At 71.8% G+C, this 24,068-nt stretch carries 20 protein-coding genes and 1 pseudogene; 11 read left to right on the forward strand and 10 right to left on the reverse strand.

Going from position 1 to position 24,068, the window contains the following annotated elements; all coding sequences use genetic code 11:
* The first annotated feature begins 1 nt into the window (after position 1).
* On the forward strand, positions 2-1,654 hold the full coding sequence (locus AB0J90_RS09165) for a gamma-glutamyltransferase family protein (protein WP_363593824.1): 1,653 nt from the start codon (positions 2-4) through the stop codon (positions 1,652-1,654).
* Between the two features lie 21 nt (positions 1,655-1,675).
* On the opposite strand, the gene AB0J90_RS09170 is transcribed toward AB0J90_RS09165, so the two are convergent.
* Entirely contained in the window at positions 1,676-2,629 is a 954-nt protein-coding gene (locus AB0J90_RS09170; protein WP_363593826.1) for a helix-turn-helix domain-containing protein, read from the reverse strand.
* Positions 2,630-2,780: 151 nt separating this feature from the next.
* On the opposite strand from AB0J90_RS09170, the gene AB0J90_RS09175 reads away from it, so the two are divergent.
* The 4 genes from AB0J90_RS09175 to folE all read left to right on the forward strand — a co-directional run bounded on the left by AB0J90_RS09175 (position 2,781) and on the right by folE (position 6,810).
* Positions 2,781-2,924 carry a hypothetical protein gene (locus AB0J90_RS09175; protein WP_363593828.1) on the forward strand — a complete coding sequence of 48 codons (144 nt, stop codon included), beginning with the start codon at positions 2,781-2,783 and terminating at the stop codon, positions 2,922-2,924.
* Between the two features lie 98 nt (positions 2,925-3,022).
* On the forward strand, positions 3,023-3,601 hold the full coding sequence (gene hpt / locus AB0J90_RS09180; protein WP_363593830.1) for a hypoxanthine phosphoribosyltransferase: 579 nt from the start codon (positions 3,023-3,025) through the stop codon (positions 3,599-3,601).
* Between the two features lie 486 nt (positions 3,602-4,087).
* Complete coding sequence (gene ftsH, locus AB0J90_RS09185) at positions 4,088-6,112, forward strand: ATP-dependent zinc metalloprotease FtsH (RefSeq protein WP_363593832.1); 2,025 nt, start codon at positions 4,088-4,090, stop codon at positions 6,110-6,112.
* 29 nt (positions 6,113-6,141) lie between these two features.
* Positions 6,142-6,810, forward strand: a complete 669-nt coding sequence (gene folE, locus AB0J90_RS09190) for a GTP cyclohydrolase I FolE (RefSeq protein WP_363594351.1) — start codon at positions 6,142-6,144, stop codon at positions 6,808-6,810.
* Positions 6,811-6,950: 140 nt separating this feature from the next.
* Here folE and AB0J90_RS09195 read toward each other — a convergent pair.
* Both AB0J90_RS09195 and AB0J90_RS09200 read right to left on the reverse strand, forming a co-directional pair.
* Positions 6,951-7,268, reverse strand: a pseudogene (locus tag AB0J90_RS09195) (hypothetical protein); the annotation flags it as partial.
* Positions 7,265-10,036 carry an FtsK/SpoIIIE domain-containing protein gene (locus AB0J90_RS09200; RefSeq protein ID WP_363593835.1) on the reverse strand — a complete coding sequence of 924 codons (2,772 nt, stop codon included), beginning with the start codon at positions 10,034-10,036 and terminating at the stop codon, positions 7,265-7,267. The pseudogene AB0J90_RS09195 and the gene AB0J90_RS09200, both read right to left, overlap by 4 nt.
* 218 nt (positions 10,037-10,254) lie before the next feature.
* On the opposite strand from AB0J90_RS09200, the gene AB0J90_RS09205 reads away from it, so the two are divergent.
* On the forward strand, positions 10,255-10,821 hold the full coding sequence (locus tag AB0J90_RS09205) for a hypothetical protein (protein ID WP_363593837.1): 567 nt from the start codon (positions 10,255-10,257) through the stop codon (positions 10,819-10,821).
* Positions 10,822-10,836: 15 nt separating this feature from the next.
* Here the strand turns inward: AB0J90_RS09205 and AB0J90_RS09210 are convergent, their stop codons facing one another.
* From AB0J90_RS09210 to AB0J90_RS09240, 7 genes are all read right to left on the reverse strand, one after another.
* Positions 10,837-11,454 (reverse strand): hypothetical protein, encoded by a 618-nt coding sequence (locus tag AB0J90_RS09210; RefSeq protein WP_363593839.1) that lies wholly within the window; start codon positions 11,452-11,454, stop codon positions 10,837-10,839.
* 37 nt (positions 11,455-11,491) lie between these two features.
* The gene (locus tag AB0J90_RS09215; RefSeq protein WP_363593841.1) at positions 11,492-12,655 is read right to left on the reverse strand and encodes a peptidoglycan DD-metalloendopeptidase family protein; all 1,164 of its coding nucleotides are present in this window, start codon (positions 12,653-12,655) and stop codon (positions 11,492-11,494) included.
* A gap of 19 nt (positions 12,656-12,674) precedes the next feature.
* Complete coding sequence (locus AB0J90_RS09220; protein ID WP_363593843.1) at positions 12,675-13,223, reverse strand: hypothetical protein; 549 nt, start codon at positions 13,221-13,223, stop codon at positions 12,675-12,677.
* 3 nt (positions 13,224-13,226) lie between these two features.
* Positions 13,227-15,191, reverse strand: coding sequence for an MFS transporter (locus AB0J90_RS09225; RefSeq protein WP_363593845.1), 1,965 nt, complete (start codon positions 15,189-15,191; stop codon positions 13,227-13,229).
* Between the two features lies 1 nt (position 15,192).
* A complete protein-coding gene (locus AB0J90_RS09230; protein WP_363594354.1) occupies positions 15,193-18,804 on the reverse strand; it encodes an ATP-binding protein in 3,612 nt (1,203 codons plus the stop codon).
* 127 nt (positions 18,805-18,931) lie between these two features.
* Positions 18,932-19,294 (reverse strand): hypothetical protein, encoded by a 363-nt coding sequence (locus AB0J90_RS09235; protein ID WP_121158026.1) that lies wholly within the window; start codon positions 19,292-19,294, stop codon positions 18,932-18,934.
* Positions 19,295-19,310: 16 nt separating this feature from the next.
* A complete protein-coding gene (locus AB0J90_RS09240) occupies positions 19,311-19,625 on the reverse strand; it encodes a hypothetical protein (protein WP_363593847.1) in 315 nt (104 codons plus the stop codon).
* 469 nt (positions 19,626-20,094) lie between these two features.
* On the opposite strand from AB0J90_RS09240, the gene folP reads away from it, so the two are divergent.
* The 5 genes from folP (at position 20,095) to AB0J90_RS09265 (ending at position 24,041) form a co-directional block, all read left to right on the forward strand.
* Complete coding sequence (folP, locus tag AB0J90_RS09245) at positions 20,095-20,934, forward strand: dihydropteroate synthase (RefSeq protein ID WP_363594356.1); 840 nt, start codon at positions 20,095-20,097, stop codon at positions 20,932-20,934.
* Entirely contained in the window at positions 20,934-21,299 is a 366-nt protein-coding gene (gene folB, locus AB0J90_RS09250) for a dihydroneopterin aldolase (RefSeq protein WP_363593849.1), read from the forward strand. Before folP ends, folB begins: the two co-directional genes overlap by 1 nt.
* On the forward strand, positions 21,296-21,823 hold the full coding sequence (gene folK, locus AB0J90_RS09255; RefSeq protein ID WP_363593851.1) for a 2-amino-4-hydroxy-6-hydroxymethyldihydropteridine diphosphokinase: 528 nt from the start codon (positions 21,296-21,298) through the stop codon (positions 21,821-21,823). Before folB ends, folK begins: the two co-directional genes overlap by 4 nt.
* 161 nt (positions 21,824-21,984) lie before the next feature.
* Positions 21,985-22,452 carry a DUF3180 domain-containing protein gene (locus AB0J90_RS09260; RefSeq protein WP_363594358.1) on the forward strand — a complete coding sequence of 156 codons (468 nt, stop codon included), beginning with the start codon at positions 21,985-21,987 and terminating at the stop codon, positions 22,450-22,452.
* Positions 22,453-22,634: 182 nt separating this feature from the next.
* Positions 22,635-24,041: an ABC transporter permease gene (locus AB0J90_RS09265; protein ID WP_363593853.1), complete on the forward strand. Its 1,407-nt coding sequence runs from the start codon at positions 22,635-22,637 to the stop codon at positions 24,039-24,041.
* The last annotated feature ends 27 nt before the right edge of the window (positions 24,042-24,068 follow it).

The following is a 24,068-nucleotide window of genomic DNA, read 5'->3' on the forward strand; positions in this document are numbered from 1 at the left end:
CATGGCACATCCCCGTCAACCTCTCTTCGCGCCGCACGGTGCGGTAGCCACCAGCCAGCCCCTTGCCGCCGCGGCCGGGCTGGCCGTACTCCGCAAGGGCGGCACCGCGGTCGACGCCGCGCTGGCGACCGCGATCGCCCTGACCGTGGTCCAACCCGGTTCCAACGACATCGGCGGTGACCTGTTCGCCATCGTCTGGGACGGTGAGCGGCTGCACGGCCTGAACGCCTCCGGGCGTTCACCGTCCGCCCTGACCCTCGACGCGGTGCTGGCCGCGACCGGTGGCCGGGGAGCGGAACCGGTGGACGCGCTCGGCGGGGCCCAGGGCTCCGGCCCGGGGATGCCGGCCCGGGGTTGGTTGCCGGTCACGGTGCCGGGTGCCCCGGCGGGCTGGCGGGACCTGCACGACCGGTTCGGGGTGCTGCCCTTCGCCGACCTGTTCGCCGACGCGATCGGGTACGCCGAGAACGGCTATCCGGTCTCGCCGAACGTGGCCGCCGGCTGGGCCCGGTCGGTCGAGGTGCAGGCCGGTCTGACCGGCCCGGAGTTCGAGGAGTGGTCGCGGGTCTTCACCGTCGACGGCGGGCGGGCGCCCCGGCCGGGCGAGCGGTGGCGCAACCCGGACGCGGCGCGGACCCTGCGCCGGATCGCCGCCACCAACGCGGACGCGTTCTACCGGGGGGAGATCGCCCAGGCTCTGGCCGAGTACGCGGCCCGGACCGGTGGCCTGCTCACCGCCGACGACCTGGCCGGGCACTCGTCGAGCTGGGTCCAGCCGATCCGGGCCGACTACCGGGGGCACGAGGTCTGGGAGTTGCCGCCGAACGGGCAGGGGGTGGCGGCGCTGCTGGCGCTGAACATCCTCGACGGGGTGGACCTGGCCGGCATGTCGCTGGCGGACCGGTTGCACTGGCAGATCGAGGCGATGAAGCTCGGCTTCGCCGACGCGCACGCGTACGTGGCCGACCCGGAGAAGGTGTCCGTACCGATCGAGCAACTGCTCAGCCCCGAGTACGCGGCCAGCCGCCGGGCGCTGGTCGGCGACCGCGCCGGTACGCCGGAGCCGGGCACCCCGGGGCGGGGCGGCACGGTCTACCTCTGCACCGCCGACTCGGGCGGGATGATGGTGAGCCTGATCCAGTCCAACTACCTGGCCTTCGGCTCGCACGTGGTGCTGCCCGGCTTCGGCTTCGGGCTGCAGAACCGGGGCACCGGCTTCAGCCTCGACCCGGCGCATCCGAACGTGGTGGCGCCGAACAAGCGCCCGTACCACACGATCATCCCGGGTTTCCTGACCCGCGGCGGCGCACCGGTCGGCCCGTTCGGGGTGATGGGTGGGCACATGCAGCCGCAGGGGCACCTGCAACTGGTGTCGCACACGGTGGACGACGGGCTGGATCCGCAGGCGGCGCTGAACGCGCCCCGCTGGTACTGGCACAGCGACCGCTCGGTGCTGGTCGAGCCGGACCTGCTCACCCTGCGGTCCGGGCCGATGGCGATCGGGGAGCTGCGTCAGCGGGGTCACGCGCTGGCGGTGGCGGACGACGACGACTCCCCGCCGTTCGGCTACGGCCAGGCGATCTGGCGGCTGCCGGAGGGCGGCTACGTCGCCGGTTCCGATCCCCGCGCCGACGGCTGCGCGGTCGTCTACTGACCGGGCTGTAACTGTCGCCGGTCAGACCCGTTCGCGGAACAGGGTGCGGTAGGCGTGCGGGGTGGTGCCGACCCGGCGGGTGAAGTGGTGGCGCAGGGTGGCCGCGTCACCGAACCCGGCCCGGGTCGCCACCGCCTCGACGCCGAGTTCGGTCTCCTCCAGCAGCCGCCGGGCGAGCAGGATCCGCTGGTTGGTGAGCCAGTCGTGCGGGGTGGTGCCGGTTTCGGCCCGGAACCGGCGGGCGAACGTACGCGGTGCCATGTGCGACCGGGCGGCCAACTCGTCGACGGTCAGGTTCTGGTCGAGGTGGCTGACCAGCCAGCCGAGCACCGGCTCGAGGGTGGGTGCGTCCGGCGTACGCGGGATCGGGGCCTCGATGTACTGGGACTGGCCGCCGTCGCGGTGCGGGGGTACGACCATCCGTCGGGCGAGTTTGGTGGCGATGGCGGAGCCGTGCTCCTGGCGTACCAGGTGTAGGCAGGCGTCGATGCCGGCGGCGGTGCCGGCACCGGTGAGCAGGTTGCCGTCCTGGACGTAGAGCTCGTCGCACCGGACCCGGGCCAGCGGGTGGCGTGCGGCGAGCTGGTCGGCGTACTTCCAGTGGGTGGTGCACTCGCGCCCGTCGAGCAGCCCGGCCGCGCCGAGCACGAAGGCACCGGAGCAGACGCTGAGCACGTACGCCCCGCGCTGGTGTGCCCGGCGCAGCGCCTCCAGCACGGGCTCCGGGAAGCCCCCGCTGTCCCCGTACGCCGGGACGGCGACCAGGTCGGCGTCCTCGGTCGGGGTGAGGTCTGCGTGGGGGACCACGTCGAACCCGGAGCGGCTGCGTACCGGTTTGCCGTCGACGGAACAGACGTCGAAGCGGTAGGTGGGGAAGCCGTCGGCGCTCCGGTCGGTGCCGAACACCTCACAGAGCACGCCCAGTTCGAACGCGGCCACCGGGTCGAGGGCGATCACCGCGACTTTGCTCAGCATGTGGCGAGGGTAACCCGATAGTGGCAGGAAATCGAGGATGTCTGTCATTTCTGCCACTGTCCGACTGTTCGCGGCCGGCGGAAACTGAATAGGACGTCCGGTGCGCACCGGCGGCAGACCAACCGAGACTCTCCGAAAGGTCCACGCCGCCATGGAAATCTTCATCATGCTGTTCCTGCTGGCCATCGCCCTCGCGTCGGTGTTCGGGCTGACCGCCGACACCCACGAGTCCCGCGAGTGGGGTCCGAGGGAGCCGGCGAGCGCCGGCCACGGTCGCCGTTCCCGCACCTACTGACCGGTCTGTCCGATGCTCGGCGACTCCGCCGGGGTGGTCACGTCACGAACTGGCCGCCCCGGCGACAGGCCGTTACCGGCGTACGGCAGGCTAGGTGCATGGCTGATGGCTCCTCCTGGTACGACGCCGACATCGACCACGTGATCATCACCGAGGAGCAGATCCGCGAGAAGACCGAGGAACTGGCCAAGCAGGTTGCGGCCGACTACGCCTCGGTGACCGACGGGCTGCTGCTGGTGTGCGTGTTGAAGGGCGCGGTCATGTTCATGGCCGACTTCGCGCGGGCGCTGGGCCGGCACGGCCCCCCGGCCGAGTTGGAGTTCATGGCCGTCTCCTCGTACGGCCAGGGCACTACCTCCTCGGGCGTGGTGCGCATCCTGAAGGACCTGGACCGGGACATCGCCGGCCGGCACGTCATGGTGGTCGAGGACATCGTCGACTCCGGGCTGACCCTCTCCTGGCTGCTGCGCTACCTCGAATCCCGCTCGGCGGCGAGCGTCGAGGTGGTCGCCCTGTTCCGCAAGCCGGACGCGATCAAGGTCACCGTCCCGGTCAAGTACGTCGGTTTCGACATCCCGAGCGAGTTCGTCGTCGGGTACGGCCTCGACTTCGGCGAGCGTTACCGGGAACTCCCCTTCGTCGGGGTGCTCAAGCCCGAGGTCTACGCCCGCGCCTGATCCGGGCGGCCCACCGGCCCGATCGAGACCGGTTTGCCCCGCTGTCGGGCGGCCCTGGGGACCGATCCTGCGCATTGGCGTAAGGAAATATCGAGCGGACGTACAGCGCGCTCTCAGCAACACCGGCTACGGTATGCGTGGTGGCGCGGATGTATTTCCGCGCCGGGTCTTTCCGCCCTGTTTGACCGGACAGGTCGGGAACCGGGCGCGAATCCGCCGTCACGCTGGCACGACGGGCGAGCCGCGGGCGTCCCCGGAGGGTTTCCTCCAGCGCTCACGGAGCGGCACCGGTTCGCGACTGCGGGGCTCGCAAGCTCACTCCTCGCGGTCACGGTGTACCGTCGAATCACCCCGGCGAGATATTCGCGTCGAGGTCGAGGCCGGCCCGCAAGGCGGCCCCGGCCGCCGCTACCGCGGCGACAAGCCAAGCCAGACGGTCAGGACGTCGATCAGGAGGGTCCGGGCGCCGCGGCGCTCGACAACAGTATGGAACGTACGCGTTTCTTCCGCCGCCCGGTGGTCTGGATCATCCTGGTGATCATCGGTGCGATCGCGCTCAGCTCGTTCTTCACCGGCGGCCCGAGCTACCACAAGGTCGACACGTCAGTCGCCCTTGATCAGCTCCACACGGCCAGTATCAAGAAGGCGGTGTTCCAGGACAAGGAGCAGACGCTCCAGCTCGACCTGGCCAACAAGGCCAAGTTCGGCGACACCGAAACCGACCGCATCCAGGCCCAGTTCCCGGCCGAGGTCGGCGACGAGGTGTGGAACGACGTGCTCGCGGCCAAGGCGGCGAACCGGATCACCGGTCCGGCCGACGTCAAGGTTTCCAGCGACAACGTCTTCCTCACGCTGCTGGTCAACCTGCTCCCCATTGCCGTACTGGTCATCCTGCTGCTGCTGTTCATGTCGCAGATGCAGGGCGGCGGTTCCCGGGTGCTCAACTTCGGCAAGTCCAAGGCGAAGGTGATCACCAAGGACACGCCGAAGACCACCTTCGCCGATGTCGCCGGCTCCGAAGAAGCTGTCGAGGAACTGCACGAGATCAAGGATTTCCTGCAGAACCCGGCGAAATACCAGGCGCTCGGCGCCAAGATCCCCAAGGGCGTACTCCTCTTCGGCCCGCCCGGTACCGGTAAGACGCTGCTCGCCCGGGCGGTTGCCGGTGAGGCGGGAGTGCCGTTCTACTCGATCTCCGGTTCCGACTTCGTCGAGATGTTCGTCGGCGTCGGCGCGAGCCGCGTGCGTGACCTGTTCGAACAGGCCAAGTCGAACGCACCGGCGATCGTCTTCGTGGACGAGATCGACGCCGTCGGCCGGCACCGGGGCGCGGGCATGGGTGGTGGCCACGACGAACGTGAGCAGACCCTCAACCAGCTCCTGGTCGAGATGGACGGCTTCGACACCAAGGGCGGCGTGATCCTGATCGCCGCGACCAACCGGCCGGACATCCTCGACCCGGCGCTGCTGCGGCCGGGCCGGTTCGACCGGCAGATCGCGGTGGACACCCCGGACATGGAGGGCCGCAAGGCCATCCTGCGGGTGCACGCCAAGGGCAAGCCGTTCTCGCCCGACGTCGACCTCGACGCGGTCGCCCGGCGTACCCCCGGCTTCACCGGTGCCGACCTGGCCAACGTCATCAACGAGTCGGCGCTGCTGACCGCCCGTGGCAACCTGCGCGCGATCACCAACGACCAGCTCGAAGAGTCGATCGACCGGGTCATCGCCGGACCGCAGCGGCGTACCCGGGTGATGAGCGACCAGGAGAAGAAGATCACCGCGTACCACGAGGGTGGGCACGCGCTGGTCGCCTGGGCGCTGCCGCACTCGGCGCCGGTGCACAAGGTGACGATCCTGTCCCGGGGACGCTCGCTCGGCCACACCCTGGTGCTGCCGACCGAGGACAAGTACACCCAGACCCGGGCCGAGATGGTCGACACGCTGGCGTACGCGCTGGGCGGTCGGGCGGCCGAGGAACTGGTGTTCCACGAGCCGACCACGGGTGCCGGCAACGACATCGAGAAGGCCACCGCACTGGCCCGCGCGATGATCACGCAGTACGGCATGAGTTCCAAGCTCGGTGCGATCAAGTACGGCACCACCGGTGATGAACCGTTCCTCGGCCGCAACATGGGCCACGAGCGGGACTACTCCGACTCGGTCGCCGCGGAGATCGACGGCGAGATGCGGGCCCTGGTCGAGCTGGCGCACGACGAGGCCTGGGAGATCCTGGTCGAGTACCGGGACGTCCTGGACAACCTCGTGCTCGAGCTGATGGAGAAGGAAACCCTCTCCACCGCCGACATGGCCCGGATCTGCGCCCGGGTGGTCAAGCGCCCGCCGCTGGCCCCGTACAACGGGTTCGGCAAGCGGCAGCCGTCCACCGAGCCGCCGGTGCTGACCCCGGCCGAGAAGGACAAGCTCAAGGCGCAGGCCGAGGCTGACGGCGCCGAGGCGACCGTGGGTGGCGGTGGCACGACGCCCCCGCCGAACTCGGACGGCCCGCACTGAGCAGTGACATCGCCGGCCCGGTGGACGAGGTGCAGGATGCCTCGTCCACCGAGCCCGATGGCGACGACACCCTCGATTACCTCGCCGCCCGGCTGGTCGACGGCAAGCTGACCGGAACACCGGTGGAGCAGGCGGTCGACCTGGCCCGGATCGAGAAGGCCGTACGCGAGATCCTGATCGCCGTCGGCGAGGATCCCGACCGGGACGGGCTGGTGAAGACCCCCGCCCGGGTCGCGCGGGCGTACGCCGAACTCTTCGCCGGGCTGCGGGTCGACCCGGCCCAGGTGCTCCGTACCACCTTCGAGGCCAACCACAGCGAACTCGTGCTGGTCCGCGACATCGACGTGATGAGCCTCTGCGAACACCACCTGCTGCCGTTCCGAGGGCTGGCCCACATCGGCTACATCCCCGGCGCGAGCGGCCGGATCACCGGGCTGTCCAAGCTCGCCCGGCTGGTCGAGGTCTACGCCCGGCGCCCGCAGGTGCAGGAACGGTTGACGACCCAGATCGCCGACCTGCTCACCGACAAGCTGCAACCGCGCGGTGTGGTCGTGGTGCTCGAGTGCGAACACATGTGCATGGCGATGCGGGGCATCCAGAAGGCCGGCGCGAAGACCATCACCTCGGCCGTACGGGGCTCGCTCCAGCGGGACTCGAAGTCGCGCGCCGAGGCGATGGCCCTGATCATGCACTCCTAGCCGGAGCCGAACAGGGCGTACGCCCCCACTCCCAGGCAGCTCAGCAGGACCACCACCGCCAGCGCGAACGGCCCGTACACCACCAGCCCGTGCACCCAGGTCCGGCGGCGGTGACTCCGGCCGCCCGTCGACGGCGGTAGCCGGGTCGCGGTGACCATCACGTCGGCGACGTCCGCCGTACCCCGGGCCTGGCGCAGGCCGGCCAGCACCGCGGCCGGGCCGGCCGCCATCGCCTGGCCGGCCGCGGCCACCTCGGCCGCCGCCGGCACCAGTTCGGGTTCGGGTACGCCCATCGCCCGCAACCGGGCCTGCTGCGGCACCAGCCGGGCCCGTATCGCCGTCAACTCCTCGCGGGCGTCCTGTACCGCCTCAGCCTGCTCGCCGGCCGCGGTCGCCGCACCCCGGCGGACCGCGTCGAGCCGCTGGGCGGCGGACAGGTACTCCTCCCAGGCGTTCACCGGACCACCTCCGGGCGGACGAACGGCACGATGACCGAGGTCCGGCCGGCGAGCCGGTCGTGCCACAGCGCCCGACCGGGTCGGGGTGGGCGGACGGGCTGACCGGTCAACGCGGCGACCTCCGCCGCAGGCAGGTCCAGCAGGACCAGATCGCTGACCGTGGCGGTGACGGCCGACTCGACACCGGGTGCGTCGGCGGCACCGGGTGCGTCGGCGATACCGGGTGCGTCGGCGGCACCGGGTGCGGCAGCGGTCACGCCGGCCGTAGGGGTGGCAGCGGTCGCGTCGGCGGCGGGTGGCGCGGCGCCGAGCAGCGCGGTGAGGCGGCCGGGCCGCTGGGCCCAGGCCAGCAGGTGTACGCCCCGAGCCGGTGCGGAATCCAGCAGCTCGGTGAGCCGATCGGTGGGCAGGACCTCCGGGTCGAGCCCGTCCAGGCCGAAGACCACCAGGTAGCCGGGCTCCTCCCGCTCGAACGCGTGCGCCAGGCCGGCGGCGTCGACCGTCATCACCTCGTGCCGTTCGGCCAGGTGGGCGGCGAGCCGGTCGGCCGGTGCGGTTCCCGCCGGCACCAGCGACGTGATCACGAACCGCGCGGTACCCGACGGGTGGTGCGCGGCCAGACTGCGCGCCGCCGCGTCGAGCACGTCGGCGCCGACCGGGTCCGGTCCGAGGATCACCAGGTTCCGGCCGGGCGCCTTGTCGAACGGGATCGTGGCGGTGTCGAGCGCCGGGCCGACCACCCGCCCGACCAGTGCCGCCGGATGGTCCCCCAGACCCTCGTACGCGGCTCGGTAGGCCGGATCGTCGTCCAGGTACTGCTCGGCGTAACCAGCGAAGACCGTCGGCGGTACGGCGTGATCCGGGCGGGCCTGCCAGAGCCGTTGGCGCAGCGTACCGAGCGCGAGCGGGTCGGCCTGCGGATCGGGGAACTGGACCACCCGCTCGTGGCCACGGGTCGCGCCGCGCGGCCCGCCCAGCCCACCGGCGGTGTTGACCACCGCGCTGCCCATCGGCAGCCCGGCCGCCGCGTCGTTGGTCGGCTCCAGCACCTCGCCGCCACCGGGGAGCGCGATCCGGACCGGGAACTGGCCGTAGACGGAGTCACGCTGGCCGTACCCGGGTTCGGAGACCGCCCGGTTGACCAGGACCAGGTGTACGCCGTACGGGCGGCTGCGCCGGGCCAGTGACGCCAGCAGCCTGGACGCCTCGACGGCGAGCGGATCCGGCTCCCGGACGATGGGCTTGGTGCTGCCGCCGTCGGTGTGCTCGTCGTCGCTGCCGCTGCCGCTGCCGCCGCTGTCGGCGTCGAGCAGGAGGCGGAAGCCGTCCAGCAGGCAGAGGATCCGGGGCATCGGGTGCCGGGCGCGCAGGTCGGCGAAGCGGCTGACTCCGGCCGCCTCGGCCAGCGCCGCCCGCCGGTTCACCTCCGCGTCGAGTTCACCGAGCACGGCCAGCCCGTACGCCCGGTCGGCCTCCATCCCGACGGCGCGGGCGTGCGGTAGCCACGACGGGTCGGAACCGGCCGGCAGGACCTCCCCGAACGACGAGCCGTCGGCGAAGTCGACCAGGTAGAGCGCCAGGTCGTCGGGGGAGTACCGGGCGCACAGTCCGAAGAGCACGTTGACCAGGAACGCCGACTTCCCGGCGCCGGGCCGCCCACTGAGCAGCCAGTGCGGGGTGAGGTCGTTGACCCGTACGGTCACCGGGATCTCGCCGTCGCGGCCGACCGTGGTCACCAAACCGTCGGCGGGGTCGGATTCCCACAGCGCCTCCGCCCCGTCCGGCAGCAGCTCGGCCAACCTGGGGCGCGAGTTCGCGCTGACCTGTGCGGTCAACTCCTGGCAGACCCGCTGGAAGAGCTGGGCCGGCGGGTCCTCGTCGAGGAAGACCGGCGAGTTGAGTCCGGTGGACGGTAGGTGCGGGGCGGGATTGCCGAACGAGGCGCCGGGCGGGTCACCCACCAGGGCGTACGGGTTCCGCAAGGCGATCATCGTGCTGTCCGGCAGGGGCGGTTGGGTGGTCTCCGCGGTCAGCGGTGGCGGGGGCCAGCCGGCGATGATCAGGTGCAGCCCGGCACCGGGACCGTGCTGGGCCAGGGCGCCGATGCGTACCAGGTCGGCTGCCTCGGTCAGCTCGGGCAGCGAGGCGATCACCAGCAGCAGGGTGCGCTCGTGGCGGTGGTACCGGGCGGCGTTCGGGCGGGCCGGGCGTACCCACTGCTCGGCCTCGGCGAGGACGGCGCGCAGGCCGGTCCGGTCGATTGCCGGCGGCGGCATCAGTCCGGCGTCGGCCAGGGGCGCGAACGGGGCGAACACCTGCCCGGCGGTGGCCGCGTCGACCCCGCGTACGAGCAGCGAGCCGGCGGGGGCGGCGGCGAGCAACCGGAGCAGCACCGCGCGGACCAGGCCGGCGACCCGGGGATCGCGGGTGTCGGCGTCGATGGTCAGGTGACCGGTGCCGAGCAGCGGGACCACCGCGGGGAACCGGGCGTCGTCGAGTGGCTGCGCGGTGCCGATCCGGACGAACTCGGGTAGCCGGGGCCCGCCGAGCGGGGTGTCCGCCGCCTGCGCGCCCAGCGGTGCGCCCAGCCAGCCGGGCACCAGGGCGGCTGCGGCGGCCCGCAGCCGCTCGGCGAGCTCGTGCTGTTCGCGCTGGTCGGCGGCGGCCGGTTGGGTGGCGTCCAGCGTCGCGGCGGCGGCCACGGCGGCAGCCGCTGCCTGCCGGTGCAGCGCGGCGGCCTGGCTGGTCCGCGTCTTCAGTTGGGTCACCCCCTCCACCTCTCACTCGTGGCGGGTCACCCGGGGCGGGTACCTCTTCTGGGTGCAGACGTTATCCCAGCCGGAGCCGATCATCGTGGACGCGCAGCGGCGCTCCGATGGGGAGCTTGTCGCATCAACTGCATATCGTCATGTTTTGCTGCCATTGAGTTATCAAGCTGTGCTTCTCGCCCATTGGGTGGAGAGTCGGCAACCGATAGCCTCGGGGTGTGGAGTCAGTGCAACCCCCCGCCGGTTCCCAGGTGTCGCGGGTCCCGGCGCAACGCACCCGGCCGGGTCAGGACGCTCCCGATCCGGTCGCGACTCCACCCGCGCCGAAACGGCGCCGGCTGCGCCTGGTGCTGGCCGTGATCGCCGGTACGCTCGCGGTGCTCGGCGCGGCCGGCATAACCATCGGGTACGTCGTCTACGACCGCTACACCTCACCCGACCAGAGTGCACCGGACATCACGGTCAGCAACTACCTGCAGGCGTACATGGGCGACCGCAACGACGTACGGGCCAAGGAGCTGGCCTGTGACGACACGTCCAAGATGGCCGAACTGGCGGCACTGCGGGCCGACCTGGTCGAGCGTGAGCAGCGGTTCCAGACCACCATCCGGGTGAAGTGGGGCAAGCTGGATGTGACCGAGCAGGGTGACAGCGCCGAGGTCCTGGTCGACCTGGTCATCTCGACCAGGGTCGACAACCTGACCCAGAGCGGCCGGCAGTCCTGGCGGTTCGTCACCGAGCGTGACGACAAGTGGCGGGTGTGCGAGGCGACGCAGGTCAAGTGACCGTCGGGTCGGACGTCACTCGATCCAGAGCAGGTGTACCGGGATCTCCAAAGTGGTAGGCGGCTGACCGCTCCAGGCCCAGCGGTACCAGTCCAACTCCGGCGTGACCCGTACGCAGATGTCGCCCTCGTTGCTGGTGTAGACCTCGGTGACCGCACGGAGGTCCCGCCGCTCGACGGTGTCCACCACGTGCACCACCCGCCGACCGGCAACCGAGTCCGCGTCCACCACCGGCAGCGGCGGCCGATGCGCCGGCCGATCCAGCGACACCAAACGGGAAAGTACGTCCGACGCCGCCATGCGTACGCCGAGATCCGGCGCGGCCGGTTCGCCCAGGGTCTCCACCCAGACCCGGTCGGCCGGCACCAGCGGCGCGAAGACCTCGATCTGCTCGGATTCCGCCCGGTACCACTCCTGCTCGGCGATCACCGGCACGTACGTCCGGCTGCCCTGCACCACCCGCTCGTCGGAGCGCAGGTCGGCACGCCAACCGAGTCCGGGAAGCCCGACCAGGACGCGTCGGCCGCGCAGGTCGAACTGTTCCCCGGAGGGGGTCAGCGCCACCGGTCGGGGCGGGCGGGGCGCCCAGTCCGGCTGGTCGGCGAACGGGTCCGGCAGCGGATCACCGGTCACGGTCGGGTTCCGTACGACGTGCCAACGCGGGCCAGCCTCATCCCTTGCCCTGCAACGACGCACCCCGATCGCGCATGAACGGCACCGGGTTGATGGCGCCCCGGCTGCTCCGGTCCGCCTTCAGGTGCACCTCGAAGTGCAGGTGCGGACCGGACGAGTTGCCGCTCGACCCGACGATCCCGATCACCTGCCCGGCCTCCACCATGTCGTTCACCTGCACCAGGGGCTTCCTGACCATGTGACAGTAACGCGTGATCACCTGGTTGGCGTGCAGGATGTCGACGAACCAGCCACAGCCGCCCTTGCCCGGGTAACCGTCGACGTCACAGCTGTGCACCCCGCGCCGGTCCGGGTCGCACCTGGACACCAGCACCCGACCACTGGCCGCGGCGTGGATCTCGGTGCCCTTCGACGCACCGATGTCCACCCCGTTGTGCGCCGGCCGCTCGGCGGTACGGAAACCGGAGCCGACCGAGCCGGGAATCGGCAATGTCCAGCCGGAGGCGGCGATGTCCGCCCCGGACGCGCACTGCAGGTCGGCGCCGTTCACCGGCAGTCCGCCGCCGGCAGCCTTGGCCCCGCCCTTGGTCAGGGCGTTCACGATCTGGGTCGCGATCGCCTCGTGCTTGGCGTACGCGTCGGGGAAGGCGCTGCGCTGCACCCGCTGGGCGGCGTCGGTCAGCCGCTTCTTCTGCCAGTTGCTGACGCCGACCAGCTTCTCGTAGAACTTGCGCGAGGTGTACTCCGGGTCGAGTAGCTGGGCGGGCGTACCCCAGCCCATGCTGGGCCGCTGCTGGAACAGGCCGATCGAGTCGTGGTCGTTGTTCGAGCCGAGGTGGGGCAGGTTGCTCAGCCGCGACTCCTGCATCGCGGTCGCCACCGCGATCACCCAGCCCCGGGGCGGCACCCGCATCTGCGCCCCGACGTTGATGATGACCGCGGCGTTGCGCATCTGCCCCGCGTCGTACGGCTCGACGATCGGCAGACCGTCCTTGATCTCGATCGGCTTGTCCTGGCCGCAGCCGAGGGTGGTCACCAACTGGTCGTCGGAACTGCCGATGAACTCCGACAGCAGCAGCGCCCCGGTCCCACCGGTGCAGCAGAGCAGGGCCAGTGCGGCGGTCAGCGCGACAGCCAGCGCCGGCAGGCGCCTGCGCCGAGCGGAACCGTCCGAATCCTGGTCACCGTCGTCGACGCTCATCGTCCACCCCGGACCGTGGTCATCCGCGCTCCCAGTCCACCGCGTCCACCAGCCACCGCCCCTGCGGCGCGACCAGTTCGAGGCGGAGCGTGCCGGCGTCGACCGGCACGGTCACCTCGACGAACTCTTCACTGCGTGTGATGACCGCCAGTTCGCCGGTGAGCCGACTGGCCGGTACGCCGGCCGGGTCCACCCCGCTGAGCCGGTCCGCCAACCCGCTCGTCGACAGCGGCCGTAGTGCGTCGTACCACTGCTTGGCCGGCACCCCGTCATGCTTGAGCCAGGCGGTGGCGAACTTGCGGGCGATCTCCTCCGGGGCGGGCGCTCCCGGGCTGGTCCGCGGTGTCGGTGGCGGTTCGGTGGCGAGGATGCCGTCGTTCCCGGTGGTCGGATCGACCGTGGAGATCGGCGCTACCGGTGCGCCGGCCAGCCCGCCGTCGTCGCCGGTCACGCCGGAGACGAGTCGGGCCGCCCCGACCACGCCCAGGATCACCACCGCGAGGGCCAACGCGATCCCGAGCCGGGACCGCAGGATGCCGGTGACCAGGGTTTCAAACGCGCGCCGCACGGCTCACCTCGCCTCGGTTCGAATTCGCGGAGCGGTCGGGGCCGGGGTGGGAGTGGTCTCCGGCCGCTTCGCGGAATCGGGACGGTAGAGCACGTAGGTCGGCTTCTCCGCCGGTACGTCCGGGTCGGTCCACTCGCCCGCCCGGCTGCGCCGGGGACGCGGTGCCGCGGTCGACTGCTTCGACGGCGCGTCCTCGCTCGGCCCGGACCCGCCGGTTTCCTCCCGACCGTCCGGACGCTCGTTGGAGCGGGTGTCCGCCGAGTGGGAGGGGTCTTCCAACCGGGCTTCGGGGCGCAGGTTGGTCTGCTCGGCAACCACCTCCCGGCGTTTGCCGACCGCCCGGTCACCACGCGAGTCGGACTGGTCCGAGCGCGACGACTCACGCAGGTCACGCAGGAACCTGCGGTGCCAGGACTGCTCGGCCTCGACCGTCCGGGTGCTGGTCTTGCCGCCGAGCTGGGTGATCCGGCGGTACGGCCGCAGCAGCAGCCACCCGACCACGCCGGTCAGGAAGACGAGGACAACTTGGAGCCAGCCCGGCAGGGTGGACGTGCTCATCACCAGGTCGACGGCGAAGAGGTAGATGGCCGCGCCGGTGCCGAAGATGGCGATGTTGAACACGGCCGCGACCACCGCGTTGGCGAGGCGACGCAGACCGGCGCTCGCCGGTCGCATCAGCCCGACCGTGCCGAGCACCGGGGCGGCGATCACCGCCCAGCGGAAGATCAGGAAACCGAGCAGTACGAGCAAGGAGGCGGTCAGGTCGAACATGGCGAAGAGCAGGGCGGCGAGGAGGGCGATGAAGGCGGCACCGATCCGCTCCATGTCCCGGGTGCCCTGCAGGTACTCGTACGCCTCGGGGTCCTCGACCTTGATCTGCTGGGCGACCTTGTTCCACTGGTCTTTCTTCGCCTCGAAGATGGCGTCCCGGGTGGTCGGGTTCGCCCGCAACCCCTGGGTCTCCTCCCAGGTGAGCGACTTGGCGTCGTAGAGCGCCTCGCCGTACTTCTTGGCGGTTTCGCTGTCCGCCGAACCGAGCAGGCCGCGCAGCCAGTTCCGGTAGAGCATGGTCTCGGTGGAGATGTCGCTCGCCCGTACGGCGGGCGGGCGGTTGTCGGCGCACCAGGTCGGGTCGGGCAGCACGCACTGATCCGGCGGCACGTCCTTGGTCGACGGGCCGACCGCGCCGTGCACCACGCTCAAAGTGCTGATCAGGGCGTTGTCGGCCACGTTCGCGGACTGCACCGGCCAGGCAGCCAGGGCGGTCACCGCGACCATCACCAGCAGCGCCCAGGCGGCGGTGGTCATCGCGTGGCTCATCTCGGACTGCCGGGACCGCCACAGCAGATAGAGCCCGACGATACAGAGCGTGATGATGCCGAAGACGCTGAAGACCTTCTCGTAAACCGCCTTGGTTGCCTGTTCGACCAGCGGGTTGGCCCAGTCCCACATGGTCCTCGGGTCCCAGGCCCGCTCGCGCAGCGCGTTCGACGCACCGATGATCGAGGTCGCCGCCATCAGTTCGCCGCTGGCCACCTTGGTCAGCGCCAGGCTTGCCGGGTTGACCACACCGGCGGCACAGCCGCCCTCCTGGTCGTAGGTCTCGTAGCTGTAGCCGGCGTAGCCGTAGTCGCTGTAGAGCCCGCGTACGCCGGGGGTGGTCACCGAGTCCGGGCGGGCGGCGAACCAGCCGGCCAGGCCCGAGTCCGGGGTGCCCGGGGTCGGCGGGTCCAGACAGTCCTTGGTCGCGCCGGTGACGTCCTGGAGCTTGTCCACGCAGGTCCGGAAGTCCGCCTGCCACTCCTCGGTGGTGCAGAGGTCGGTGGGCGCACGGGTCGGCAGCCCGGCCGTCGGCGTGACCGAGGCGGCAGCCGTGGCCGCGCCGAACAGGGGCCAGGACACGGTCGCCACCGCGAGTACGGCGAGGGCGAGGAGGAACGCGATGCTGCGTACGCCGGCCCGCGCCATGTCAAGCCTCCAGGTCCGCGAGGGGGATCGGCAGGTTGGCCGGAGTCGAGGCCGCGCTCGCCGGAGTGGTGTCCAGGTGGTCGAGCAGGCCCTCGACGTACGACACGTCGACCCGGATCTTCTGCACCCGCCCGTCGACGTCCCGCATCACGAACTCGCGGAAGCCGAGCCGGGCGGCCGAGGACGTGTCCACGTTGGACAGCGAGGCGAGGGTAGCTTCGTAGCCGTCGTTGACCGGCACCCGGAGCAGGCGCAACGCCTCCGAGGCGATCTCGGTGTCCTCGGCGATCCGACCCACGAAAACCGTCGACACCAGGTTCTGTACGTCCAGCCCCAGGATGTCGCGCGGGTTCTGCGACGCCACCAGCGCGGCGATGTTCCACTTCCGCGAGTCCCGGGCGAGCCGGACGAGGAACGAACGGCCGGAGCGCCAGCCCTCCATGAAGTGGGCCTCGTCCAGCCCGACCATCTTCCGCGAACTCATCGACCCGCCGTAGCAGCGGCGGACCGCGAGCCGGTGCGCGGTGTGCAGCATGGGAAGCGCGAGCGCCTCTTCGGCCGACCAGTACTCGCGCTCGATCTTCAGGTCGGGCAGTCGCAGCCCGGCCATGGTGATCACGGTGAGCGCGGCGTCGGCGCCGAGCAGTCCGGCCGGTGGGCGGCCGAAGAAGAGCAACGCCAGCGGCATCTCCGCGGTGTCGAGCAGGAGGTTCGCCAGCTCCTTGCCCTCGTCGTTGTCGAGCGTGGCCAGGCAGGCGACCACGTCGTCCAGGGTGGAGGTCTCCTCGGCCGGCACCTGGCGTACGGCGTGCCGCAGCAGGGTGGCGGTGGACGCCTCGCGGGCCACCTGCGGCGGCACCAGCATCATGCAGATGTCCTGCACCAGCATCCGGCGCTCGGCACGGGAGTTGGAGATGGCGATCTCGAACTCGCGGTCGCCGGCCGCCCCGGTCGCGAACTCCGACCGCAGCGGGGTCGGGATCAGCGCGTACGGCGCCAGCGTGCCCTGTTCCGACCCGGTCAGGTTCAGCACCCTGGAGTACGGCCGCAGCTCCGGCATCGCGCACAGCCGGGCCAGCGGGCCGGACGGGTCGAGCAGGGTCACCTGGACACCCCGCCGGGCGGCCAGGTAACCGAGGGCACCGAGCAGGGTCGACTTGCCACCACCGGGCTCGGCGACGAACACGCCCAGCCCGGAGCGTTCGCGTACCTCGGTCGGGAAGTGCAGGTCGAGGAAGACCGGCCGGCGGCAGGTTCCGGCCGTACGCCCGATCAGGTCGCCACGGCGGTCGCCGACCGTGGACGCGGCCTGGGGCAGCGCGGCGGCCAGCAGGTTGACCGGCATCCGCCGGATGTAGCCGGTGTTGGCGATCGGCTCGCCCGGGATGAACTCGCGGGCCAGCCAGTCCTGGTTCTTCGGGTGTTGCAGCGAGATACGCAGTTCGCGCGAGTAGAGCTGGATGAGCCGGCGGGCCCGTTCGAGGCATTCCTCGCGGGTGCGTCCGCCGACGGCGATCCGGTGCCAGCCGTGCGCGCGGGCGGAGTCGACCGGCAGACCGGTGGTCATCTCGTCGCCGATGACCAGGGCGCGCTTGGCGAGCCGCTCCAGCTCCGGCGGCGCGTCGATGCCGTGCTCGGCGTAGTCGAGCTGCTGTGACCGGATCATCCGCAGTCGGTGTTCGAGGTTGCGGAACGAGTCACCGGATCCAAGGATGTCGATCCGGGTGGACAGCTCCATCGGCCAGGGCAGCCGTTCGTGGAAGTGCAGCCACGGCTCGTGCCGTTCGGGGATCTCCAGCGGCTCCATCCGGCCGACGGCGAGCACCGCCACGTGCCGTTCCTCGCCGGTCATCCGGTTTACCAGCTTGACCGTGGACCCGTACGGGCTGCGGTAGCGCTCGACCTGTTCGGTCAGGGCCAGCAGGTCGCCGCGTTCCCACTGCCCGTTGGTGACCGGGGAGAGGGTGCCGGGCGGGGCCATGCAGAGTGCCACCGAGCGGTAGAGCAGCCATTCCAGTTCGGTCGCGGTGACCCGCCGGCCGCGCATGCCGAACGCGCCGAGCACCTCGTCGAACTGTTCGACGGTGCGGCCGAGCTTGCGGCGTTCCCCGTCGGCCACCCCGCGTCCGAAGGTACGCAGGACCCGTTCGGTGAGCGAGTTGCCCAGCGAGCGGCGGGCGAAGGTGACCCCGAGGTACGTCTGACCCTCGGCGTGGTTCACCGAGAGCAGGTGCCGTTGGGCGGCGACGAGGTGGTCGGACCAGCTCGCCGCGCCGGGTACGGCGGCCAGCGGGTTCGGGGTGTGCGCGTCGATGGTGCGGGCCCACTCGTCGGCCGGGAACGGGCGGGTGGTCCGGCGCAGGTGCAGCCGGAACCCGGCGAGGCCGGCGTACTGCTCGGAGATGGCGGCGAGCAGCGCTTCCCGTTCGGCGTCGGGGCGGAACGCCCAGCGCACCTCGGGCAGCCAGTACCAGGCGGTCACGGTGTTCGGGGTGAAGGTGAGGTGGCCGGCGATCTCGGTGATGGCGAGTTCGATCGCGGGGTCGCGGTCGGTGAACTTCACCTTGGGTGGACGTACCTGGGTGGGCTTCGGTTCCGATTCGCGGCGGCGGGACCGGCCGGTCCGCTCCTTGCCCTGCCGTGACCCGGTGTCGCCCTGTTGCTGTCGCGGGTCGTCGTCATACGGGTCCCGGTAGCCCTCGCGGGACTCCTGCTCGGCCTGGCGCGGGTCCGGGGCCTGGCGCGGGTCCGGGCGGTCCTGCTGGAAGCCGGTCTCGGTGGAGCGGGGATCCGGCCCGGGGGCGCGGGTGCCGGTGTCCGCGGGGCGGGTTGCGGTCCGCGCCTCGGGGCCCCGTTCGGCGTACGGGTCGCCGGGCGACTGCGGGTACGGCGTTTCGGGCGCCGCCGCCGGGTTGGCCGCCTGCTCGGGGATGCGCCGCCGCGGGGGCGCGCCGGCCGAGGTGGCGGCGCGCTGGGTGGGCGGGGCGGCGGCGATCCGCCGACGGGCGGGGTCGATCGCCGGTACGGCCGGATCCGTCGTACGCGTCCGCGGTGCCGGTTCGGGCAGCTCGTCGGGTTCCCAGGCCGGCAGTTCGGCGGGGTGTGCCGCCCAGCCGGTGTCGGCCACGACGGTGACTTCCGGGATGGTCCGGGGCGGTTCGGGGTGGTCGGGCACGGGCCGGCCGGGTGTTGGCCGGCTGCCCACCGGGCGGGGCGGCGGTCCCTGGTGCGGGGCGAGCGGCGGCTGCGGCGCTCCGGTGTGCGGGGTGGCCGGCGGCTGGGCGGTCGCCGGTGGGTTGACCGGGCGGGGTGGCGGCGGGACCGGCAGCGCGCCGCCGAACAGGTCGAGGAACGGGGAGTCGATGTCGGGTCCGTCGGCCGGCGGTGGGCCGGCGCTGGGCGTGGCCGGTGCGGTCGGCCGTCCCCGTGTCGGCTGGGGTGCCTGGAAGGCCGCCACCCCGCCGTTTCCGGGGGTGGCGACGAGCGCGTCGTTGACGGTTTCGTCCTCGTCAAGATCGGGCTCGGCGTAGCTGATCGGTCGCGTACCGTGACCTCTGGGGCCGGCCGGACCGTCGGCCGGGTGAGCGGAACCCGGCGTGGCGGGGCGGGTCATGCCGTCGCCTCGCCCGACCGGAATCCTGCCGCCACCGACCTCGACCAGTTCTCCACGCGCCGCCTCGATTCGTTCCACACGGCCGCTCCGGCCGCCACCCCGAGCCCTACGCTCGTCCGCTGCCTACTCATGCCAGGTCCTCCCGGATCCGGATCCGGGTCGCGATCAACCGGGGATCGCGCTGCTCCGTGGCCGGCTCGCGGGTACGTCGCCAGTCGGTCAGCGCGGTGCGGATGACCATGCGGGCGGGCCGGTCCGGGTCGACGTGCCGGAAGATGAAGGACGTGGTGACGATCGCGAGTGCGATTTCCCAGGCTGGAAAGAGTTCGACCTTGAGGGTGAACAGCCAGTGGATGAAGATGTACAGCGGCACCAGCAGCAGGAACAGGCCGTACTGGGCGTAGGGCAGGTGCACCGGCAGGGTGTAGCCGGGCGGCCCGAGATAGACCAGACGTGCTCGGTAGATGTCGTCGTCGGTGCGCAGCCGCATCTGGAAGCTCCGCGGTCTACTCGAAGATCAGTTTGATCAGGTAGTCGCCGACGAAGAACAGCGTGGCGGCACCGGCGATGAAGGCCAGGCCAACGATGGCGATGGCCGAGCTGGTCAGTACCTTCGAGATCTCACCGCGGCTGGCCCGACCGATGAAGATCACTCCGAGTACGGCAAGCAGAATGGGCGCGATCTTGCTGGCGAAGAAGCTGACCACGCCGTCGGTGTTGATACCCGGCGTTGGCTCCGGCTCGGCGGCGAGCACGGCAACCGTTTGGAGCGCGTGCGTGGTGCTGGCCCACGCCGTCTCCACCAGCTCCATGGCGATCATCGGAATCCTCCCCGGTGCGGCGACCGGAGTCGCGCACTGCAGTTGTCAAACCCGGCCGAACAAGGGGTCGGCGAAACGGTGCCGGGTTGACCCTCTGTCTCGACCCTCACCGCGAGCGGTGACGGTTTCTGGGCGTTTTGGTCCGCTTCGGCCCATCTCCTCAAGCTTCGACGTCCGGCTGTTGCGCAATTCCAAAGGGTACGGCCCGTGCCTGCTTCGAACAAGCCAAGTGGAGTGTCACCGTTACGGCTCGCTTGTCCGGTCTAGTTGACCAATTACTGCCCAGGTGGAGCGCGGTGCATCGAGGGACGGTAGGTAACGTCTAGCCGTGACTGAGTTGGCTCACGACCCCGCCGGCACCCCCGGATCACCCTCCGGGCCGACCCCGGACGCCCCCGACCGCACCCCGCTCACCGGGGCCGGGCCGGCCGCTCCGGACGACCTGCTGCGTACGGACCGGCCGGTCGTGATGGGGGTTCTCAACGTCACCCCCGACTCGTTCTCCGACGGCGGGCGCTACGCCGACCTCGACGCGGCCGTACGGCACGGGTTGCAGATGTACCGCGACGGTGCCCGGCTGGTCGACGTCGGCGGCGAGTCCACCCGACCCGGCGCCGACCGGGTGGACGCCGAGACCGAGGCGGCACGCGTGCTGCCGGTCATCCGCGAGCTGGCCGCGCACGGCGTACCGATGAGCATCGACACCTACCGGGCCGGCGTGGCGGCGGCCGCGCTCGAAGCGGGCGTGACGGTGGTCAACGACGTCTCGGGCGGCCTGGCCGACCCGGACATGGCCAAGGTCGTCGCCGACGCCGGCTGCCCCTGGGTGCTGATGCACTGGCGCGGGCACGCCAAGCAGATGCGGGACCTGGCCAACTACTCCGACGTGGTGGCCGACGTGAAGGCCGAGCTGGGCCAGCGGATCGACGACGCGCTCGCCGCCGGAGTCGCCGCCGACCGGATCGTGATCGACCCCGGACTCGGCTTCGCCAAGCGCCCGGCCGACAACTGGCAGCTCACCGCCCGGCTCCCCGAGCTGCTCGCGCTCGGCTACCCGGTGCTCTTCGCCGCCAGCCGCAAGTCGTACCTCGGTGCGTTGCTTGCCGGGCCGGACGGCAGCCCGCGCCCGACCGACGAACGCGCGGCGGCGACCATCGCCACCAGCGTGCTCGCGGTGGCCGCAGGCGTCTGGGGCGTACGCGTGCACGACGTACGCGGCACCGCGGACGCGCTCGCCGTCTGGCAGGCGAGCGGTCGGCCACGACTGGTCGGCTCGGTACCCGCGTCGGTCGGATCGGAGCCCGTGTGATGAGCGACCGGATCGAACTCACCGGGCTGCGTGCCCGCGGCCACCACGGCGTCTTCGACTTCGAACGGGCCCAGGGGCAGGACTTCCTCGTCGACGTGGTGCTGGAACTCGACCTCGCCCCGGCGGCCCGTTCGGACGACGTGACCGACACCGTGCACTATGGCGAACTGGCCGAGGCGCTGGTTGCCATCGTCGGCGGCGAACCGGTCAACCTGATCGAGACGCTCGCCGAACGGCTCGCCGCCGCCTGCCTCGCCGACCCCCGGGTCGGCGCGGCCACCGTGACCGTGCACAAGCCACAGGCCCCCATCCCGCACGAGTTCGCGGACGTGGCCGTCACGCTGACCCGGCGGAGGCAGCGGTGACCCAGGTGGTGCTCTCGCTCGGCAGCAACCTCGGCGACCGGCTCGGGCACCTGCGCTCGGCCGTCGCCGCGCTGCAGGACGTACTGCTGGTGGTTTCCGGGGTGTACGAGACGCCGCCGTGGGGCGACGACCCGGACCAGCCCGCGTACCTCAATGCGGTGCTGCTGGCCGCGGACCCGGCGGCGCAACCCCGGGACTGGCTCGACCGGGCCCGTGTGATCGAGGACGCGGCGGGCCGGACCCGCGACCCGGCCCGGCGGTACGGACCCCGCAGCCTGGACGTCGACGTGATCGGGGTGTGGACCGAAGACGGTGAAGCGGTACACAGCGACGATCCTGAACTGACCCTGCCGCACCCCCGCGCGCACCTGCGGGCGTTCGTGCTGCGCCCGTGGATCGACATCCAGCCGTACGGCAAGCTGCCCGGCCACGGCTGGCTGACCGACGTGATGAACACCGAACCGGTCGCGACCGACGTGCTCGGTATGCGCCCCCGGCCGGATCTCCAGTTAGAGTCGATATGACGAGCTGGTGAGTGTGCGGAGCGAGGAGATGGCGTGACCGAGCCGAGCGAGGTCGCCGGTCGACTCAGCCGTGCCAGTCATGATGACGACGAGCGGAGCGAGGAGACATCATGACCGAGCGGGAGTCCCCACCGCGCGGGCCGACGGACGAGCGTCCCCGGATGGGCCCGACCCGGTTGTCCACCCTGGTGGTCGCCGCGCTGGCCGCGGCCGCCGTGGCCTGGCTGCTGATCAGCCTGTTCTACGGCGAGTTCCCCGACCTGCCGTGGCTGCCCCCGGCGACCATCGCGGCGCTCGCGGTGCTGGAGGGCTACGCGGCGATCGACACCCGGCTGCGGATCGAGCGCCGGCCCGGACGGGACCCGGTGGACCCGCTCACCGTGGCGCGCTACGTCGTACTGGCGAAGGCGTCCTCGCTCGCCGCGGCCATCTTCGCCGGGTTCTACGCCGGGTTCGACGCCTGGCTGCTGGTCGAGCGGACCAGGGCCGCGGTGGACGACGTACCGGCGGCCACCGCCGGGCTGGTCGCGTCGTTGGGGCTGGTGGTGGCGGCACTGCTGTTGGAGCGGGCCTGCCGGGTGCCGAAGCGACCCGATGACGAGCGGGAAAACACCGACCGCGACGCATAGCGGACCATCGCGGATCGTGGCCGGCGCAGGGGGTGACGCCGGTCCCGGATCCGAGTAGCGTGCCTGCGACCGGTGGAAACTCGAGTTCCGTCGGGTCGGGTCCGGCGCTGTGACCGGTTCGGGCCCCGGCGACCGTCGCGGGGCTGGGATGGTCGGCACGACGACCGCGGGAGGCGCGCGACATGGCGTACGACGAGTCGATCTATCGGCGGCACGAGCCGGCCGGGCCGGAGCCGGCTGGTCCGGGCCACCGGGACGACTCCTGGTACGGCGAGCACGACTACCGCGACGACCCCGCCTCCGGATATCAGCAGCCCACCTACTCCGCCGGCTACCCGGCCGACGAGTACCCGTCCGACCGCTACTACCGCAGGGGCTCGACCACGGCGCAGTTCTCCGAGGCCCCGGAGCCGATGGCGCCGGCCCGGCCGGGTGTGTCGCCGGCCGTACTCGACGACGTCTTCGACGACCCGGCACACGGCGAGCCCGGCCGCGACCGGTTGGCTGTGCATTTCGTCTGGGAGTTCGTGCTGCTGCTGGCCGTGGGTCTGCTCGGGTACGCGCTCTACCGGGCCGACCCGGACCTGCTGCGCGGTGCACCGCTGGATCGGCTGCTGGTCGACGGGGCGGCGATCGGGGCGCTGACCCTCGGCGCCGGCCTGACCCTGCGCGCCGCCGCGCCGAACCTCGCCCTCGGCCCGGTCGCCGTGGCGGCGGCGCTGCACTTCGCCGAGAACGGGGACCGGGGTGTCATCGCCGCGATGATCCCGGCGCTGCTGTTCGCCATCGGGCTCGGCCTGGTGCTCGCGCTGCTGGTGGTCGGTTTCCACGTGCCGGCCTGGGGAGCGAGCCTGGCCGCCGCGCTCGGCGTGCTGGTCTTCATCCAGCAGCGGTCCGGCCCGGTCGACGTGCAGGGTGACTACGACCCGACCCAGCACTCCCTCTACCTGTTCGGCGGCTTCGCCGCCCTGGCCCTGCTGGGCGGACTGCTCGGCATGATCAAGGCGGTCCGCCGCTCGGTCGGCCGGTTCCGCCCGGTGGCCGACCCGGCTCGCCGTCGGGGTGGGGTGGCCGCCACCATCACCACGCTGTCGATCGTCATCTCGATGGTCGCGGCGGTGCTGGCCGGCGTGTTGCTGGCCGCCGACGGGACCGAGCGGGTGGCGCCGACGTCCGGGCTGGAGTGGTCCGGGCTGGCGCTCGGAGCCGCGCTGGTCGGCGGCACCAGCGCGTACGGCCGCCGGGGCGGCGTTTTCGGCACCCTGTTCGCGGTCACCGCGCTCACCCTCTTCCTCGCGTACGAGAACGAGGCGGACTGGGACATCGCGCTCGCCGCCACCGCTGCCGTGACGGTGGCCGTCGGGTTGGTCGTGACCCGGCTGGTGGAGACGTTCGGTCGGCCCCGCTCGGCCGGCGACACGGAAGAGGAGTGGCAGCCCGAGCCCGTTCCGCAGGGGCCGGCGCCGAGCACACCGAACTGGAGCGAGGACCTGCCGGAGCGGCCGGAGTGGTCCTCGGTGCTGCCCGAGCAGCCGCCGGCAGGGCGTACGGACCCGTGGGGGAACGACCGCTGGGGCTCCGACCGCTGATCCCGCCGTACGGTCGGGTCGCCGGCA

Source organism: Micromonospora sp. NPDC049523 (assembly GCF_040676775.1).
Taxonomy (GTDB): Bacteria; Actinomycetota; Actinomycetes; order Mycobacteriales; family Micromonosporaceae; genus Micromonospora_G.

Excerpts from the sequence above, each read along its gene's own strand:
- AB0J90_RS09165 (WP_363593824.1), top strand. The coding sequence starts at position 2 with ATGGCACATCCCCGTCAACCTCTCTTCGCGCCGCACGGTGCGGTAGCC.
- AB0J90_RS09170 (WP_363593826.1), bottom strand. The coding sequence starts at position 2,629 with ATGCTGAGCAAAGTCGCGGTGATCGCCCTCGACCCGGTGGCCGCGTTC.
- AB0J90_RS09175 (WP_363593828.1), top strand. The coding sequence starts at position 2,781 with ATGGAAATCTTCATCATGCTGTTCCTGCTGGCCATCGCCCTCGCGTCG.
- hpt (WP_363593830.1), top strand. The coding sequence starts at position 3,023 with ATGGCTGATGGCTCCTCCTGGTACGACGCCGACATCGACCACGTGATC.
- ftsH (WP_363593832.1), top strand. The coding sequence starts at position 4,088 with ATGGAACGTACGCGTTTCTTCCGCCGCCCGGTGGTCTGGATCATCCTG.
- AB0J90_RS09215 (WP_363593841.1), bottom strand. The coding sequence starts at position 12,655 with ATGAGCGTCGACGACGGTGACCAGGATTCGGACGGTTCCGCTCGGCGC.
- AB0J90_RS09225 (WP_363593845.1), bottom strand. The coding sequence starts at position 15,191 with ATGGCGCGGGCCGGCGTACGCAGCATCGCGTTCCTCCTCGCCCTCGCC.
- AB0J90_RS09230 (WP_363594354.1), bottom strand. The coding sequence starts at position 18,804 with ATGACCCGCCCCGCCACGCCGGGTTCCGCTCACCCGGCCGACGGTCCG.
- AB0J90_RS09235 (WP_121158026.1), bottom strand. The coding sequence starts at position 19,294 with ATGCGGCTGCGCACCGACGACGACATCTACCGAGCACGTCTGGTCTAT.
- AB0J90_RS09240 (WP_363593847.1), bottom strand. The coding sequence starts at position 19,625 with ATGATCGCCATGGAGCTGGTGGAGACGGCGTGGGCCAGCACCACGCAC.
- folP (WP_363594356.1), top strand. The coding sequence starts at position 20,095 with ATGGGGGTTCTCAACGTCACCCCCGACTCGTTCTCCGACGGCGGGCGC.
- folB (WP_363593849.1), top strand. The coding sequence starts at position 20,934 with ATGAGCGACCGGATCGAACTCACCGGGCTGCGTGCCCGCGGCCACCAC.
- AB0J90_RS09260 (WP_363594358.1), top strand. The coding sequence starts at position 21,985 with ATGGGCCCGACCCGGTTGTCCACCCTGGTGGTCGCCGCGCTGGCCGCG.
- AB0J90_RS09265 (WP_363593853.1), top strand. The coding sequence starts at position 22,635 with ATGGCGTACGACGAGTCGATCTATCGGCGGCACGAGCCGGCCGGGCCG.